Origin of the sequence: Actinoplanes sp. NPDC023801, from assembly GCF_040639655.1 — a bacterium.
In the GTDB taxonomy this organism is placed as follows: Bacteria; Actinomycetota; Actinomycetes; order Mycobacteriales; family Micromonosporaceae; genus Actinoplanes.
The window spans coordinates 172,571-186,039 of sequence record NZ_JBFAAI010000017.1 but is presented as its reverse complement, the minus strand read 5'-3'; the positions used below and the strand labels follow the sequence as shown (position 1 = coordinate 186,039).

At 72.7% G+C, this 13,469-nt stretch carries 11 protein-coding genes; 4 read left to right on the top strand and 7 right to left on the bottom strand.

The features are described 5' to 3' along the window. Nucleotides 1–2,020 precede the first annotated feature (2,020 nt). Together AB0G04_RS28155 and AB0G04_RS28150 are read left to right on the top strand one after the other, a co-directional pair. The gene (locus AB0G04_RS28155) at nucleotides 2,021–3,136 is read left to right on the top strand and encodes a hypothetical protein (protein ID WP_360988390.1); all 1,116 of its coding nucleotides are present in this window, start codon (nucleotides 2,021–2,023) and stop codon (nucleotides 3,134–3,136) included. A gap of 367 nt (nucleotides 3,137–3,503) precedes the next feature. Then, nucleotides 3,504–4,640, top strand: coding sequence for a SigB/SigF/SigG family RNA polymerase sigma factor (locus AB0G04_RS28150; protein WP_360988388.1), 1,137 nt, complete (start codon nucleotides 3,504–3,506; stop codon nucleotides 4,638–4,640). Between the two features lie 31 nt (nucleotides 4,641–4,671). On the opposite strand, the gene AB0G04_RS28145 is transcribed toward AB0G04_RS28150, so the two are convergent. The 7 genes from AB0G04_RS28145 to AB0G04_RS28115 all read right to left on the bottom strand — a co-directional run bounded on the left by AB0G04_RS28145 (nucleotide 4,672) and on the right by AB0G04_RS28115 (nucleotide 11,256). Further along, nucleotides 4,672–5,400, bottom strand: coding sequence for an ATP-binding protein (locus AB0G04_RS28145; protein WP_360988386.1), 729 nt, complete (start codon nucleotides 5,398–5,400; stop codon nucleotides 4,672–4,674). A 53-nt stretch (nucleotides 5,401–5,453) separates the two neighbouring features. Beyond that, nucleotides 5,454–7,292: a CheR family methyltransferase gene (locus AB0G04_RS28140; RefSeq protein ID WP_360988384.1), complete on the bottom strand. Its 1,839-nt coding sequence runs from the start codon at nucleotides 7,290–7,292 to the stop codon at nucleotides 5,454–5,456. A gap of 11 nt (nucleotides 7,293–7,303) precedes the next feature. Continuing rightward, nucleotides 7,304–7,663, bottom strand: a complete 360-nt coding sequence (locus AB0G04_RS28135) for a hypothetical protein (RefSeq protein ID WP_360988382.1) — start codon at nucleotides 7,661–7,663, stop codon at nucleotides 7,304–7,306. After that, complete coding sequence (locus AB0G04_RS28130) at nucleotides 7,642–8,301, bottom strand: chemotaxis protein CheB (RefSeq protein WP_360988381.1); 660 nt, start codon at nucleotides 8,299–8,301, stop codon at nucleotides 7,642–7,644. Before AB0G04_RS28130 ends, AB0G04_RS28135 begins: the two co-directional genes overlap by 22 nt. Continuing rightward, nucleotides 8,298–9,038 (bottom strand): ATP-binding protein, encoded by a 741-nt coding sequence (locus AB0G04_RS28125; RefSeq protein WP_360988380.1) that lies wholly within the window; start codon nucleotides 9,036–9,038, stop codon nucleotides 8,298–8,300. The genes AB0G04_RS28130 and AB0G04_RS28125 overlap by 4 nt, the downstream gene beginning before the upstream one ends. Before the next feature lie 107 nt (nucleotides 9,039–9,145). Then, a complete protein-coding gene (locus AB0G04_RS28120) occupies nucleotides 9,146–10,261 on the bottom strand; it encodes a glycosyltransferase (protein ID WP_360988378.1) in 1,116 nt (371 codons plus the stop codon). After that, entirely contained in the window at nucleotides 10,258–11,256 is a 999-nt protein-coding gene (locus AB0G04_RS28115) for a glucosyl-3-phosphoglycerate synthase (RefSeq protein ID WP_360988376.1), read from the bottom strand. Before AB0G04_RS28115 ends, AB0G04_RS28120 begins: the two co-directional genes overlap by 4 nt. Before the next feature lie 156 nt (nucleotides 11,257–11,412). On the opposite strand from AB0G04_RS28115, the gene AB0G04_RS28110 reads away from it, so the two are divergent. Beyond that, entirely contained in the window at nucleotides 11,413–12,387 is a 975-nt protein-coding gene (locus AB0G04_RS28110; RefSeq protein ID WP_360988374.1) for a Gfo/Idh/MocA family oxidoreductase, read from the top strand. Beyond that, on the top strand, nucleotides 12,380–13,465 hold the full coding sequence (locus AB0G04_RS28105; RefSeq protein WP_360988372.1) for a zinc-binding alcohol dehydrogenase: 1,086 nt from the start codon (nucleotides 12,380–12,382) through the stop codon (nucleotides 13,463–13,465). Before AB0G04_RS28110 ends, AB0G04_RS28105 begins: the two co-directional genes overlap by 8 nt. Nucleotides 13,466–13,469 lie beyond the last annotated feature (4 nt).

The window sequence follows — 13,469 nt, the reverse complement described above, 5'->3', positions numbered from 1 at the left end:
ACTGGGCAGTACGGCGACCGGCGCGCCCGCCCGCGGAACAGCCCCGATGCCACCGGCGGGCGGCCCGTCCGCTCCGGCTTCCGGCAGTGGTTTCGCTCCCTCGCCGCCGAGCCGGCCCGATGCGGGCCTCGCCGGCGGGAGCTGGCCGCCGCCCACCGGGCAGAGGCGGATGTGGCCACCGGCCGAACCGTCCGCTCCCGAACCGTCTGCCCCGGGCTGGGCCGTCGAGGAGACCGGTGCATGGTCCACCGCCGGCGGTGCGGGAACGTCCCCGGACTCCCGGCCGCCCTGGCTGACCCACGGGTCCGGCGTGCCCGGCGAGGGGCCATCCGGCATCACGGCACCCGGACACTCCGGATCGGGGACGACCGACGTCTCCGGGCTTCCGGGTACGGGTGAGCCCGGATCCGGGTTCTCCGGAGCGGGCGGCTCCGGCACCTCGCCGGGTGGCGCGGCGTCCGGAATCTCGCCGGGTGGCGCGGCGTCCGGGATCTCGGTGCCGGGCGGCTTTACCGGCGGGGTGGTTACGCCCGGCGCGGGATGGGCCGGTCCTGATCTCTCCGCCACCGGTCTGCCGGGCGTGACCGGCGGCAGCGATCCCACGGCCGGTCAACCCGGTGCCCCGGCCCAGGGCGGCGACTCACCGTTCCCGATGGCCGGTGAGAACGTCTCCGGCCGGCCCGTACCGGCGGGGGGTGCCGCGGTTTCCGGTGCGTTCCCCGCCGGGACGCCGGGGGAGGGTGCGATCGGCCGGGCCGGTGTTCCCGGGCCCGGCGAGAGCGGCGGGTTCAGGGGTTCCGCACCGGAGAGCGGCAGCCTTCCGGGCGCGGGCGCAGGTTCGGGTTCCGGCACCGGGCCGGGGCCCTCCTGGACGGACGGCGGCGTGCCCCGTCATGGTGACGCCGGTTCCGCGGCGGGCGCGTCCATACCGGGCGCCGTGTTCCCGGCCACCGCGGTTCCCGGTCTGCCCTCACCGGGCAGCCTGCCCGGTTCGGCCCCAGCGGGCTCATCCGGCAGCCTGCCCGGTTCTGCCCCATCCGGCGGCCTGCCCGGATCCGCCTCGCCGGCCGGCTGGACGCCCGGTCCGGCCCCGACCGGTGGTGGTTCGTCCGTTCCGTCCGCCCCTGGTACCGGCCGGCCCGGCTCGCCCTCGCCTGCTGACGGCTCCGGGATCGCCAACGGCGACCTGCCCGGATTCGCGGCGGCCGGCGGTGGCGTGCCCGGATTCGCGGGGGCCGGCGGTGGCGTACCCGGACTCGCGGGTGCGGGCATGTCCGGCCCAGGAACCGGCGGTGCGGCTCCGGCCGGAGGGGGTACCGGTTCGCCGGGTTCTGCCTGGGCGGAGAGCGACATTCCCGGTGGGAGCATGCCCGCACAGGCCTCCGGCGGTGAGACGGCGGCCGGCGGGATGTCCGTTCCCGGGTACGCCGGTGCCGGCCCGGCGACGGGTGGCATGCCAGGCCCGGTGCCCGGCGAGGGCAGCACTGCGGGCGGCGGTGTGCCGGGACCTGCCTTCACCGGTGTTCCCGGTGGACTGCCGGGATCCCCACCGGTCACTGGCTGGTCCGGCGAGGCGACGTCCGGTCCGACGCCGTCCGTGAGTGAGCTGTACGGAGGAGCCGTTCCGGATGCTCAGCTGCCCAGCGGCCCCATGCCGCGCGGGTTCGGGCCGGGTGGTCCCGTGCCTGGCGGTCCTGTGGCTGGCGGTCCCGTGCCTGGCGGGTTCGGGCCCGGTGGTCCTGTGCCCGGCGGATCGGCGCCGGGCGGATTCGTGCCGGGTGGTCCTGTACCGGGCGGATTCGTGCCGGGTGGCCCCGTGCCCGGCGGGTCTGTGCCGGGCGGTGTCACACAGGCTCCCGAGACGCCACTCGGGCGTGCTCCGGACGGGCCGATGCCCGGCGGTCCGGAGGCGACCGGTCTGATGCCGGCCGTGCCGGCGATGCCCGGCCCCGCGGGCCCGGTGGGAGGCGGACCGGCAACACCGCCGTTCGGTGGCGCCATGCCGCCGGCGAGCGTCCCGATGACCGACGACCTGGACGAGCTGATGCGGCGCCCGCCGCTCTACAGCCAGCAGAACAGCCCGCTCGACGCGCCCCGGTTCAACCGCTCGGCTCGCCCGGCTCCGGCGATGCCACCGATGCCCGGCGGGTTCGGTGGTCCCGCACCGAGCGGCGCGCCGGGCAACCCGGCGGACCAGGCCGGCACCCTGCCACCACCGGCGATGCCGCCCGGCTATCAGGAGAGCCAGTCCCTGCCGCCGCTGCAGCCCGCTGACCCGGGCGGGCAGAACGCGCCGATGCCGCACCCGGGCTCGGGCATGCCGACCACAGCCACCGGTTCGGGCCAGTCCGGCGCTCCTGTGCCGCCCGGCGGTATGGGTCAGCCGGGCGCTCCTGTGCCCCCGGCCGGTGCCGGTCAGAACAATCCACCGGCGCAGCCCGCGGCCGGTGCGCGCTCGCCGTTGCAGGCTCCCGACATGGGCCAGCACAACGCCGCGGCGCCGTCCGCCGGGGCGTCGCGTCCCCAGGGCGCGGCCCGTTCGCCGTTGCAGGCGCCGGACATGGGTCAGCACAATGCGCCGCGTCCGTTGCAGGCGCCGGACATGGGGCAGCAGAATGCGCCGGTGCCGTCCGCGGAGGGGTTGGCTGCGCAGCGTCCCGCTGGTCGTTCGCCGTTGCAGGCGCCGGACATGGGTCAGCACAATGCGCCGCGTCCGTTGCAGGCGCCGGACATGGGTCAGCACAATGCGCCGCGTCCGTTGCAGGCGCCGGACATGGGGCAGCAGAATGCGCCGGTGCCGTCCGCGGAGGGGTTGGCTGCGCAGCGTCCCGCTGGTCGTTCGCCGTTGCAGGCGCCGGACATGGGTCAGCACAACGCGCCGCGTCCGTTGCAGGCTCCGGACATGGGCCAGCACAACGCCCCGTCGGCCGCCGCCCCGGCGACCCTGGCCGGTGGCTCGGAATCGGCATCCGGCCTGCCCGAAGGTGCCCCGGCCGACGACGAGAACGTGCCGTCCGGGCTGCCGTCCCGCGCCGGTGTCAACCTGAGCCGCCCCGAACCCGCCGCCTTGCCCGAAGGACTGGAGGATCCGTCGAGCGCGCCCAGTGGCCTTCCCGGCCGCAGCCCGAGGCAGTAGTCCGCCATGAATTCCACACATCCGGCCGGCGACCCAGGATGCGGGTGGCCGTACCGCCGGACCTCCGGCCCCACGAACTGCCCTCCCGTCGCAGGGCACCGCGCGGGACTCGGGAGAACGCGCTGGTGGGCGGGGACCGTGTCGCGCTTTGGATTGACTGTCGGCCGGTCCGGCGTACAGGCCGAGGGGGATGGGGTGATCCTGGGGGTCCGCGGTCGTGACGGCGCGAGCGGTGGTTTGCGAAATTCATTCGGCGGCGGGGGATTGAAGGTGTTTGGACGTGGCCCGAACGGGCATCAGCCGCTGTTGACGGGTGGACGCCGGGGTCTTCGGTGCTGCCCGGGTTCCGTTTCCGAAAGGGGTGACCATGCCCTCGCGAGGCCAGGTCGGGGAACCGGCCGAGAACACTCTCGAGGATCTGGACGCGGCAGCGCTCGAGTATGCGGAGCGACGTGCCGGTGCGTCGCGGGCCGAACTCGACGCGGCGCGGGAGGATCTGGTGCGTTACTGCCTTCCGTTCGCCGGGCGGCTGGCCCGCCGTTATCGGGGACGCGGCGAGTACCTGGAGGATCTGGAGCAGGTGGCCCGGCTGGGCCTGGTGAAGGCTGTCGACCGGTACGACCCGGAGCGCGGGTCGTTCACGGCGTACGCGGTCATCACGATCTCCGGTGAACTGAAGCGCCACTTCCGGGACCGCACCTGGGGCGTGCACGTGCCGCGCCGGGTGCAGGACCTGAGCCTCGAGGTGGGTCACGCCTCGATGCTGCTGACGAGCGCGCTCGCCCGTACCCCGACCGTCGGTGAGCTGGCCGAGCGGCTCGGGGTGACCGAGGCCGCGGTGCTGGAGGCGCTGGAGTCGGCCGCCGGTTACTCGCCGGCCTCGCTGAACGCGCCGGTCGCCGAGGACGGGGCGATGGAGTTCGGTGACCTGCTCGGTGGCGTCGACGGCGACCTGGAGTCGGTGACCGACAAACTGACGGTGACGGATCTGCTGATGCGCATGCCGGCGCGGGAACGGCGGATGCTGGCGCTGCGCTTCTACGGCAACCGCACCCAGGCGGAGATCGCCGAGGAGCTCGGAATCTCGCAGATGCACGTGTCGCGGTTGCTGAGCCGGGCGTTGACCTGGCTTCGCGAGGCGATGCTCAGCGACAACCCCCCGCACTGGGAGGGCGAGACGCGGGGTGGCCGCCCCGGTATGCAGGTGTCGGTCGGCCGGGACGGTGACACGCTGCTCGTGCGGGTGCGTGGCGAGGTGGACCGGGACACGGCCGATCGGCTGCGGATCGGGCTGCGGCACGCGATGAAGGGTCACGGTGTGTCGGCGGTACTGGTGGATCTGAGCGCGGTGCCCCTCGTCGATGCCGGTGGCGTGTCCGTGTTGCTGGAGGCCGCTGAGGCCGCGGCGGCGGCGCGGATGGAATTCGGCGTGACGGACGCTCAGCCGTACGTCGCCAGGATTTTGGCAGTGTCGGGCCTGGCCGGAGTGCTGCGCCGCGCCTGACCGCCGATCCGGACACCGGTGATCTGAACCGTCAGGTGCGGCGCAGAGCCGCCCAGACGACCTTGCCGTCCTGCGAGGGCAGATAGCCCCACCGGTACGCGAGTTCGGTGACCAGCAGCAACCCGCGTCCCCGGCTGGCTTCCAGGCTTGCCGGGCCGGCGGCGACCGGTGGATCGTGTGATCCGTCGCGGACAGCGACGTTGAGGTATCGCGGCCGCAACGACAGCCGCAACGTCATCATGGTGCCGGCGTGGTCGACGACGTTGGCGACGAGTTCGGTGACGACCAGGCTGGCCGGGGCTATCAGCTCGGGGAGGTCCCAGCGCAGGCAGGCATCGGTGGTGACGTCGCGGGCATGTCGGCTGGAGCCACTGACGGGCAGTAGTTCCTCGCTGATCGAGGGCATGATCAACCGCCTGTCGTGCAGATGCGCCAGTGCGGCGTCCCGGCCGTCGAAGACAGGCAGCCGCTGAAAGGCCTGTCCGGACAGGTGCTCGCGGGTGTCCGCGGTGGGCGAGCAGAACAGGACCGGAGTCCCGGGCCAGCGGGCGGCCTGCCGCATTACCGCCGGGAAGATCGCCAGGGCCAGCGGCTGTTGCACCCGCATCGCGGACAGGTCGACAAGCAACGAGTCCGGCTGTTCGGCGAGACACTTCAGCAGACGGTCACGGACCTGGGTGCTGTTCGCGAGGCCCAGCTCACCCGACAGCGCGACCATCAGGTTCGCCCCGTTGCTGTTCACCTCGTACCGGATCGACATGGCTTCGCCCTTCCGACCTGTCGAGGGGTTCCCCGGTGGCTGCCGGGTAAACGTCAGGCCGTCTCCATCACGATGATGGCCCCGTCGCCCCCGGGTACGCCACCGTCCCGGCCGCGCAGCGGGGCGCAGGCCACCCGTACCGTAATGGATCGCCCTCGCCGGTTGACCGCCTCGAGCCGGACCTCGCCCGACTCGCCGTCGCTGCCGAGCGCGCCGCGCAGCAACGGCCGGATCCGGTCGATGGGCAGCCCGATGTCCAGGCTGAGGAAGTGCTCGCCGATGAGCTCGGCGGAACGCCGTCCCCACAGGTCCTCGGCGTGCCCGTTCCACATGCGGATCCGCAGGTCCGGGTCGACGACCGCCACGCCGGCCTGAAGGCTGGTCAGCACCGTCTCGAGGAAGGCGTTGGCCTCGTCGAGCCGGCTCGTGCTGATCCGCAGCTGGTCGTTGATGCTCTGCAGCTCGTCGTTGGTGGACTGGAGCTCTTCGTTCATAATCTCCAGTTCCTCGTTGGTGGACTGGAGTTCCTCGTTGGTGGCCTCCAGTTCCTCGACGGTCGACTGGAGTTCTTCGTTGGTGGTCTCGAGTTCCTCGTTGGTGGACTGGAGTTCCTCGTACGCCGCCTCGAGTTGCTGGTTGGCGTGTTCGAGGTCGTCCTGCAGGCGGCGCGCCGCGGTCACGTCGTGGAAGACCAGGTTGACGCCGAGGAGGCTGCCGTCGCCACCGCTGAGCGGGCTGATCTGCACCACCAGGTGGGTCACGTCGGGGCCACGGTGCAACTCCAGGTCGGTGACGCGGAGGGTGCGCCGCTCCCGCTGCGCCTGCTCGATGTAGCGGCGCAGCTCGACCGGCCGGTAGGAGAGGTCGAGGTCGCGGAACGGCCGGCCGATGTCGCGTGCGGAAACGCCGAACATCTTGTCCAGCTGCCGGTTGGAGAGCGCGACCAGGCCGTCCGGGGTCAGCGTCAACTGGGCGAGCGGGCTGGCCGCGAAGGCCTCGTTGCGCAGTTCGTCGAGGCCGGTGACACCGGTGGTGCCGGGCGACGACGGGTCGGCGAAGACCTCACCGGGCGGCGCGTACAGCAGGGGCACCCGCCGGAAGACGCGCCGTTTCAGGTCGACGGGGGTGAACAGGTTGCTGTGGCTGAGCAGCATCTCGGCCTTGCCGAGGAACAGCACGCCGGAGTTCGCAAGCGCGAAATGGAACCGGCCGAGGATCTTCGCCTGGGTCTCGGCGTTGAAATACATCAGGGTGTTGCGGCAGGTGAGGAGGTCGATCCGGGAGATCGGGGCGTCCTGCACCAGGTCGTTGCGGCCGAAGATCACCGAGCGTCGCAGGTCCTTGCGGAACGTATAACGGCCGCCCGACTGCTCGAAGTACCGTTCCACCAGCTCGGGCGGCAGCTCCAGGATCTGGCGTTCCGCGTAGGAACCCTGCCGGGCCTCGTTGAGCTGCTCCTCGTCCACGTCCGTCGCGTAGATCTGCACGCGGTCCTTGAACCGGTCGACACCGAGCAATTCGGCCAGCACCATGGCCAGCGTGTACGCCTCTTCACCCGATGCGCAGCCGGCCGACCAGATCCGGATCGTCGAGCCGGCGGGCTTGCTCGCCAGCATCGGTTCCAGGACCTCGGACCGCAGGTACTCCCAGGCGTCGGCATCGCGGAAGAACGCCGTCACGTTGATCAGGATGTTGTTGAAGAGCGCGGTGAACTCGTCCGGGTGCACCTGCAGGTGATCCAGGTAGTCCAGGTACGTGGCGGCGTGCACCTGGCTCATCCGCCGATTGAACCGCCGCATCAGGCTCGAGCGCTTGTAGCCGGTGAAGTCGAAGCCTCGCGACTCCTTCAGGTAGACCAGCAGCGCCTCGAAATCCGGGTCGGTGGCTTGCACGATCCGGAACGCTACCCCACCTCAGTCGTCGGCTGCGGCAGCGGCACCGGCCCGGCGAGCAGCTCCTGGAGGGTGGCGGTCGCGAGTTCGGCGTCCTCGGCCCGTGCCAGGTAGTGGTCCCGTCCACCGGCGTCCATCCGGCGGCTCAGGTCGGCTTTCTCCCGCAACGCGCAACGCCATCCAGAGTGCCCCTCGAGCATTTCGGCCTGCTCGGCCAGCAGGGTCTCCGGCGACCACGCGTGGCCGACCCGGCAGCGGAACCGCGGGCTCGGCCGGCCCTCGAGCTGGAACAGGCTTCCGCCGCACGCGGGACAGCCGAATCCGACCGGCGGGGCCAGGTGGTCGGAGCTCAGCGGGCGGAAGTCGGACATCGCCACCTCGGCATCGAGCAGGCCGTCCGGCGCTGGTCGGGGCCCGGCGGCAAAGGTCCCTTGGCGATCTTGTCCAGCAGCGGGCCGATCTTGGCGGCCGGCTCCACATGGTCGGCCTGGACCGCGTCCAGGGCGGCCCGCGGCATCCACGGGTGCAGTGCTTCGCCGGGCTCCTGCACGACGGTCGTCCCGCCGCGCGCCGCGATCGAGGCCAGGCCGGCCGCGCCGTCGTCGCGGGAACCGGACAGGACCACCCCGACGGCCCGCCGCCCGGCGGCGCGGGCCACCGAACGGAACAGGGGGTCGACGGCCGGGCGGTGCCCGTTCTCGGCCGGGCCCCGGCTCAGCCGCAGATGGCCGTCGAGCAGGAGCAGGTGATGATCGGCGGGGGCGACATAGATCCGCCCGGGCATCACCGGCTCGCCGTCGGCCGCGGTGGTGGCGGGCAGCGGGCCGTTACGCGACAGGATGCCGGACAACGCGCTCGGCGCGGACCGGGGCACGTGCAACACGACCAGAAGGGCGCCCGGGTACGCCGGGGGCAGTCCCGCGACCAGCGCACGCAGCGCCTCGACCCCGCCGGCGGACGCTCCGACGGCGACGAGATCCCGGTGCTGTGCCGGTGCGGCCTGGGTCACACGGCGGCTCCGGTCGTGAGCTGAGACCACACCACCTTACCGTCGGCAACCGGAAGCACACCCCACGTGTCGGTGAGGTCGCGGACCAGGCGCAGACCGCGCCCGCCGGCGTCGTTGACGGACGGATCCATTGCGCGGGGGATGACCCGGCTGCGGTCCCGGACCGCCATGATCAGGCGTCCGTCGCGCAGGCCCAGAGTGAACTCCATCGTCGTGTGCGCGTGCCGGACCACGTTCGCCACCAGTTCGGTGGCGACCAGCGTGGCGGTGGCCGTCACGTCGGTGTGCTGCCACGTGGTGCAGGCCTGGCTGACCAGATGGCGCACCTGCCGGCAGGCCTCCGGGACCGGCCGCAGGCGCACCCGTATCGACGGGGTGCCGGGCTGGGCCTCCGCCTCGGCGATCGCCGTGTCACAGTCCTCGGCGATCTCCAGGCGGCCGCAGTCGCGGTCGGCGGCCAGCGCGTCGCGGGTAGCCGGGTCGGCGCCACACACCACGATCGGCACCGCCGGGAAATCCTCGGTCTGACAGACCACGGCGCCCAGCCCGTCCAGGGCCCCCGGATCCCTGACGTCGAGCCGGGTGACGTCGAGGAGCACCTTCGCCGGCTGCACCGACAGACTCCGGCGTACGGCGGCACCGAGAGCACCACCGGTGAAACGGTCCAGAGTGCCGCTGACCCGCAGCACTCCCACCGGAAGGTCACGCTCCGGCCGGCAGACGAGCTGGCTGGGCATCGGCGTCCCCTCCCGCTGTCTGCGCACGACGCCCGGCCGGGCGTCAGGCACTCCAGGTGCCCGTCGCCCGGCCGGGGCAAACGTCAGCGCGGCTGTTCATCGCCACGTCAGCGCAGCTGCTCATAGAGAGCGAGATAGGAAGCGGCCATGACGGCCGGGGTGAACCGGCTCTCGGCCGCCGCCCGGCAGGCTCCCGGATCGATGGCGCCGGCCTTGTGGACCAGCTCGCCGAGGGCTTCCTCGTCGGTGGTGAGCAGGCCGGTCACGCCGTCGTCGATCAGTTCGGGCAGGCAGCCGCGGGCGATGCCGACCACCGGCGTACCGAGCGCCAGCGACTCGACCACGGCGGTGCCGCCCGGTTCCTCCCAGCGCAGCGGGAAGAACGCGGCGCGGGCCCCGGCCACCAGCAGGTCCCGGTCGCGGCCGGTCACCGTGCCGACCCAGCGCACCCGTGTCCCGTCCACGTGCGGGGAGACCTTCTCCCGCCAGAAACGCACGTCGGGGTTGCCGTCGGCGGTCCGGTCACCCTCCGCGGCGGCGAGCTCCGCGGGGTTGCGGTACGGCCCGACGGGCCCCGCCAGCACGAGGTCGAACCCGGCCTCGTGGGCGAGCCGGGCCGCCAGGTCCTGTCCCTTGCCCGGGTTGATCCGGCCCAGGACCACGGCGTACGACCCGCGGCTGATCTCCGGCACGGGACGGTCGGCCAGCGGCGTGGCCAGATGGACGTGCCCGATCGAGTGCCGGCGCAGCGCCTCCGGGGCACGGGCCAGCTGCGACGCGGACACGCCGTTGACCCGGACCCGTCCGCCGCCGTCGAAGTTGCCGTACAGCTCGGGATGCTTGTGCAGGTCCCAGTGCAGGGTGTGGAGCACCGGCGGAGCGCCGTCGCCGAGGGCCGCGGCGGTGACCAGCCCGGCCGCCTCGACATGGTCGTGCAGCACGTCGAACCCGCCCGCGGCGACCGCCCGGGCCACCGCGTGCTGGTGCGCCTGGACGATCCCGACCGCCTGGTTGTAGGGCCGCTGGATGTGCCCGAACTGACCGCGTTCGAAGACCGACACCCGGCCGTCGACCTCGATGGTGCTCTCGCCGACGCTGGCGAGCACCACCTCGACGCCGAGGGCACGGAGCTCCGGCACGAGGGTGGCGATGACGTTCTCGATCCCGCCGTACCCGGCCGGCGGCACCGCCAGCCACGGCCCGGCGTTCATCAGGACCTTCATGCGGCGACCGCGCTGCGGAGCGAGGCCAGCGGCGGCCGCTCGGTCACGCCGGTGTCGGTGACGGCGATCTGCCGGTCCAGGTTCGGCAACGCGTCCTGTCCGCCCCGGCGGAACTGGGTGAGCAGCGTGGACGGCGGCAGCGGCTCGGTCACCAGGCCGCGCCGGTACATCCGCGACCAGGCCGTCACCATGATCTGCGCGGCCATCCGGCCGAGGGCCTCGCTGTTCTGGTGCCGGTGCTTACGCTCGCCGAGATCGACCTGGGCGAGCGCGTCCAGGCCGACCAGGTCCACCAGGTCGATCAGCATGCCGACCTCGACGCCGTACCCGGAGACGAACGGCACCCGTTCCAGGGTGCGGCGGCGTCCCGCGTACTCACCGGCGAGCGGCTGCACGAATCCGGCCAGCTCCGGGAAGAACAGGTTGATCAGTGGCCGGGCGGCGAGTTCGGTGACCCGCCCGCCGCCGTCGGCCTCCACGCTCACCGGCCCGTTCAGTGGCCGGTGGTAGAAGCCCTTGACGAACTCGACCGACTGGTCGGTGAGCAGCGGGCCGATCAGTCCGGTCACGAAGTGCGACGAGAACTCGTGCAGGTCGCCGTCGACGAAGGCGACGACGTCACCGTTGCTGGCGGCGAGCCCCGCCCACAGCGCGTCGCCCTTGCCCTCCATCCGGGGCAGTCCGCGGGTCATCTGGTCCTGACTGACCACCCGGGCCCCGGCCTGGTGGGCCACCGTCGCGGTGGCGTCGGTGGAGCGCGAGTCCACCACCACGATCTCGTCCACCAGCGGCACGCGTTCAAGCAGGTCACGGCGGATCGTGGCGACGATCGCACCGATGGTGGCCTCCTCGTTGCGGGCCGGGATGACGACGCTGACCCGGTTACGGTTCTTCGCCCTCAGCAGTGCCTCGGGTGTCCATCGACCGGCATGGCCGGTCCGGTAGGTCGTCCATGCCTCGACGACGGGTGAGGTGGTCGTGTGCGATTGCCACATCGGCTGTCCCCCAGTTGCGCGATCTTGTCGGCTCCGCCTCCTTTCCCGAACTTCACCGTGATCAATCCATCTGGGGCGTGACGAATCCCTCTTTCGTCGATGTTTGGCATTCGGCCGGCTGGTAACAGATGCGGCCGACGAGGGACAGGGGAGCACATGAACACCACCAGAATCGGCCTGATCGGCGCGGGCGGCGTCGCGGCTCGGCACGCGCGGGTGCTGTCGGGACTGCCGGAAGTACAGGTCAGCGGTGTCACCGATGTCGTGCCCGAGGCCGCGGAGCGTCTCGCCGGGCAGCACGGGGCACGGACCTACGACACCGTCGGCGACCTGCTCGCCGACGGGCCGGACGCGGTCTACGTCTGCGTGCCGCCGTTCGCACACGGTGACGCTGAACGGGCCGTCCTCGCGGCCGGGCTGCCGATGTTCGTGGAGAAGCCGATCGCGATCAACCACGGCATCGCCACCGAGATCGCCGCTCTCGTCGACGCCGGCAAGGCGCTCACCGCGGTCGGCCACCACTGGCGCTACCTGCCCGTGGTGGAGAAGGCCCGGCAGGTGCTGGACGGCCGGCCGATCCGGCTGATCACGGGTTCCTGGCTGGACAAGGTTCCCCCGGTGGCCTGGTGGCCGATCGGCGGGCGATCCGGCGGACCGGTCGTCGAGCAGGCCGCGCACGTCCTCGACCTGGCCCGGCACCTGGCCGGTGAGGTCGACGAGGTGTTCGCCTACGGCAACGGCACGCCACCGCCGGTCGACGGCGCGGACGTGGACGGCGCCACCACCGCGGTGCTGCGGTTCGCGAGCGGCGCGGTCGGCAACCTGGCGGCCACCTGCGTGCTCGGCTGGAAGCAGCGCGCCGGGCTGGAGGTCTACGCCGACGGGCTGGCCCTCGCCCTGACCGAGACCGAGCTGGTGATCCGCGACGGCGAGCGTACCGAAACGGTCACCTGCGACCCGGCCGACGGCCACGTCGCGGTGGACCAGGCGTTCGTCCGTGCCGTCCGGGGCGAGGGCGACGACATCCGCGTGCCCTACGCCGAGGCACTCCGTACCCACGAACTTGCTCTTGCCGTCGCCCAGTCCGCGGCCGAGGGCCGCGTCGTGACCCCGGGGGTGGCCCGTGCCTGACCGCAACCTGATCGTCACCGCACCCGGCCAGGTGCAGATCACCGACGTACCCGGCGACGACGTGCCGGACGGCGGCTTCCACGCCCGGACCCTGTTCAGCGGAGTCTCCGCCGGCACCGAACTGACCTTTCTGAAGGGCACCAACCCGGCCCTGCACGCCGGTTTCGACCCGGCTCTCGGACTGTTCGGCGCCCCGCCGGACCAGGCGTACCCGGTGACCCGGCTCGGCTACATGGAGGTGGCCCGGGTCGAGCACAGCCGCACCCCGGCCGTCCCGGACGGCACGATCGTGGCGATGACCTACGGGCACCGCACCGGATATGCCGCCGACCCGCTGCGCGACCGGGTGGTGCCGCTGCCCGCCGGTCTCGACCCGGTGCTCGGCATCTACGCCGCGCACATGGGACCGATCTGCGCCAACGGACTGCTGCACGCGGCGGCCGACCGGTTCGGCCCGGCGGTGCGCTCGCTCGCCGACGGCGTCTCCGGCTGCCGGGTGGCGGTCGTCGGCGCGGGCGTGGTCGGCCTTCTCACCGCCCTGTTCGCCCGCGCGCACGGGGCCGCCTCGGTGGTCGTGGTCGATCCCACCGCGGCGCGCCGCGAGGTGGCGGAGGCGCTGGGCCTGGAGACCCTCGACCCGGAGGCCGGCGACGCCGCGGTCACCCTCAAGACCCGCTGGCGGCACGCCGACGGCGACCGCGGTGCCGACGTGGTGTTCCAGTGCCGCGGGCAGGCCGCCGCCCTGCATCTCGCGCTGCGGCTGCTGCGCCCGCAGGGCACCGTGATCGACCTGGCCTTCTATCCCGGCGGTGCGGACGAGGTCCGCCTCGGCGAGGAGTTCCACCACAACGGCCTCGCGGTGCGCTGCGCACAGATCGGCCGGGTCCCGCGCGGACTGGCGCACGCCTGGGACCGGGAGCGGCTCTCCGCCGCCACCCTGGATCTGCTCCGCACCGACGGCGACGCGATCCGGAAACACCTGGTCACCGCGATGGTGCCGTTCGATGAGGCGCCGGCGCTGCTCACCGATCTCGCCGAGCGCCGCCGGAGTGAGTTGCAGGCGGTCATCACCTTCTGACGGT